1 protein-coding gene is annotated in these 3916 nt (G+C 69.2%); it reads left to right on the forward strand.

What is annotated here, in order from left to right; genetic code table 11:
- The coding region (locus DW306_RS00035) for a fibronectin type III domain-containing protein (RefSeq protein WP_136053619.1) at positions 1 to 3618 on the forward strand (3618 nt) is incomplete at its 5' end.
- Between the last annotated feature and the right edge of the window lie 298 nt (positions 3619 to 3916).

The following is a 3916-nucleotide window of genomic DNA, read 5'->3' on the forward strand; positions in this document are numbered from 1 at the left end:
CCGGAGGACGGCGAGGCGTTCGTCTCGCAGGACCAGGTGCGCTTCAAGGCGGGGCCCGAGGCCAAGACGGTGTACCTCACCTACGAGGCCGTCGACTCGCGCCAGCAGAAGGCCGCCGCCTACGTCACGATCCAGATCCTGCCCGTCGTGGACGACACCAACGCGGCGCCGCGTCCGCAGGACCTCGTCTCGCGCGTGCTCGCCGGGTCCACCACGAGCATCGCCGTGCCGCTCGACGGCATCGACGCCGACGGCGACTCCGTCGAGCTCATCGACATCGCCTCCAGCCCGGGCAAGGGCCGCATCACCGAGACCGGCCAGAACTACTTCACGTACGAGGCGTTCGACGACTCCACCGGCGTCGACGTGTTCAAGTACCGCGTGCGCGACCGCCTCGGCAAGGAGGGCATCGCCACGATCCGCGTCGGCATCGCCCCCGGCGAGCAGACCAACCAGAAGCCCTACGCGGTCAAGGATGCCGTCGTGGTGCGCCCCGGCCGCGAGATCGCCGTGCCGGTGATGGAGAACGACTCCGACCCCGAGGGCGACAAGATCACGCTCGTGAAGGACGGCCTCGAAGTCCCCGACGACCTCGGGCTCACGGCCCGCGTCTCCGGCGATCGCGTGCTGGTGCAGGCTCCGGATCGGGCTCTCGAGACCTCGCTGCAGTACACGATCCGCGACGCCAGGGGAGCGACGGCGACCGCCGCCCTGCAGATCACGGTCGATGAAGACGTTCCGCTGCAGGCGCCCGTCGCCCGCGACGACCGGGTGCGGCCCACCGACCTCGAGGACGACACGCTCACCGCCGACATCGAGATCCTCAAGAACGACGAGGACCCGGACGGGACGACCGATCGCCTCGACGTCACCCTCGGCGACGGCGCGACCGCGCTCGAGAACGGCAAGGTGCGCGTCACCGTGACCGACGAGCTGCAGCTCATCCGCTACACGCTCACCGACCGGGACGAGCTCTCCGCCTCCGCCTTCATCTTCGTGCCCGCGAAATCGGACCTGCGTCCGATCCTCGACTCGACCAAGCCCATCGAGGTCATGAGCGGCGAGACGAAGGAGATCCCGCTCTCGAAGTACGTCACGGTCGCGGGCGGTGGCACCGCGCGCATCACGGAGCACGCCAAGGTCACCGCCGTGCACGCGAACGGCGCCGACCTCGTGCAGGATGCGACCACGCTCGTCTACACCTCGGCCGACGGCTACTTCGGACAGGACGCGCTCACGTTCGAGGTCACCGACGGCACCGGGCCCGATGACCCCGAGGGCCGCACCGCGACGCTCAGCATCCCGATCAACGTTCTGCCGCCCGAGAACCAGCAGCCGACCTTCATCGGCAGCGAGGTCGTCGTGGCGCCCGGCGAAGAGGCCACGAAGCTCGACCTCGCGGCGCTGACGACCGATCCCGATCCCGAAGACGAGGGCAAGCACGACTACACCTACGTCAGCGGGGCCGGCAAGGGCATCACCGCGAAGGTCGACGGCACCGACCTGCTCGTCGAGGCCGGTTCCGACGTCGAGAAGGGCACCGTCGCCTCGCTCAAGCTGCGCATCACCGACGGCACGACCGAGCCCGTCGACGGCACCGTGTCGGTGCGCGTCGGCGCCTCCACGCGCCCCGTGCCGACGGCCAACACCGACACGATCTCCGAGGCCGACCAGGGCAAGAGCATCACGGTGCCGGTGCTGGCGAACGACTTCAACCCGTTCCCCGAGACTCCCCTCAAGCTGCTCAGCGCCTCGACCGAGTCCGGCTCGGGTGGCGCGACGGTCAAGGGCGATCAGGTCGTGGTCACCCCCGATGCGAGCTTCGTCGGCACCATGATCGTGCGCTACCGCATCCAGGACGCGACGAAGGACCCGGATCGCGAGGCGAACGGGCAGATCGTCGTGACGGTGCAGGGTGTGCCCGAGGCTCCGGGCGCGCCCGTCGTCAGCAGCGTGCAGGATCGCGTCGTCGTCGTGTCGTACGGGGCGCCGTCGAACAACGGCGCCGAGATCACGAAGTACACGGTCAAGTCCGTGAGCGGCAACCCCTACTCGAAGGAGTGCCAGTCCACGACCTGCACCCTCGACGGCCTCACCAACAACGTCGAGTACACGTTCCAGGTGACGGCGACGAACCGCGTGGGCGAGTCGAAGCCCTCCGGCTCCTCGGCGATCGCCCGCCCCGACGCACGACCCGACACCCCGAATCCGCCGTCGCTCGCGTTCGGCGACAAGTTGCTCAAGGTCAGCTGGACGACCCCCACCACGCCGGGGTCGCCGGTCGAGAGCTACACGCTCGAGATCTCGCCCGCGCCCCCGTCGGGCATCACGCAGAAGCAGGCCACGGGCAACTCGATGACCTGGGAGGGGCTCGAGAACGGCTCGAACTACCAGATCCGCGTCCAGGCGCACAACCGCGCGCCCGAACCGTCGAGCTGGAGCAACTGGTCGGCCTCCGAGGTCCCCGCCGGTCCGCCGATGACCGCGGCCGCGCCCACCACGACCGAGATCCAGGGCGTCGGCACCCAGGCGCAGATGCAGGTCAGCTGGGTGCCGCCGAACAATAACGGCGACGCCATCAGCACCTACGAGCTGCAGGTGTGGGAGGGCTCGACGCTCCGCAACACCATCACGCCCGGGGCCTCCGCCCGGTCGCAGGCCGTTACCGTGCCGACCTCCGAGACGGCGTACACGTACCGCATCCGGGCGTACAACAAGGCCGGGTGGAGCGAATGGAGCCCGATGTCGGCGCCGCGCCGTGGTGTCAACAAGCCGGGCGCCCCGACCGGAGTCAGCGTGCGCGAGGGCAATCAGTCGCTCACGGTGTCGTACGCCGAGGGTTCGCGCAACGGGGCCAAGTCCAGCGAGATCGCGTACCAGTACACGCTCAACGGCGGCGGCAGCTGGGCGGGGCTTCCGGGCAACAACGTCATCTCGGGCCTGAGCAACGGCACCAACTACACGGTGCAGCTGCGCGCGGTCGCCACCGTCGACGGCGTCGTCTATCCCGGCGCCGTCTCGAACGGCGCGCAGGGCAACCCCTACGGCCCGCTGCGGCAGCCCCAGGTGAACGCCGCGCAGAACGCGAAGAGCGTCACCTTCAACTGGAACGCCAACGGCTCGGCGAACGGGCGCCCCATCTCGACCGTGCGCATCCGCATCGACGGCGGCGGCTGGCAGAACGTGGGAGCGACCGGCAGCACGACGGTCGGCGACGGCTACAGCGAGCGCCACACCATCCAGGTCGAGGTGACCGACTCCGCCGGCCAGCAGATCACGAGCGGGGTCGTCGAGCAGACCTCGGGACCGAAGCCCCCGCCGCGGGCGTGGGTCACGTCCACCGGCAATGCGAACGGACAGCCGAACTGCAACGACGGCACCTGTGCCTACTTCTACGTGACGGCGCGGGGCTTCGACCCCGGACAGACGGTCACCGTCCGCTGCAACAACAACGACGCGACCTACGGCGGCGAGTGGGGTGGGCCCTACTCCATGACCATGGACGGGAACGGCAACAGCGAGAAGCAGCTCGGCTGCTACCTCGGCAACCGCCGCGGCGTGATCGAGGCCTGGGTCATGATCAACGGGCAGGCGTACGAGCATCGCGTCTGGCAATGATCCGCAGGTCTCCCTTGGGCATCTCTGCCCATTGAGCCGGGCCCCCGCGCCGTTAGGATGAACTGAAGTATCGGTCCGCGTGAGGACGGTGCGGATCGCAGTTCCAGATGCGAGGCCTGGGGGGAGACCGGCGGATGAAGGCTTTGTCGTGGATGCGCGCGCGCCCGAAGGCGCTCGCCTCGGCGGCGGGCGTCACGATCGGCGTCGTCGCGATCACGACCATGGCCCTCACCTATGAAGGCTTCCCCACGACGAAGGTCGATCTGAACGACGGCGGCGTCTGGATCACGAAGACGTC

The organism is Microbacterium sp. K24 (genome assembly GCF_004794465.1).
In the GTDB taxonomy this organism is placed as follows: domain Bacteria; phylum Actinomycetota; class Actinomycetes; order Actinomycetales; family Microbacteriaceae; genus Microbacterium.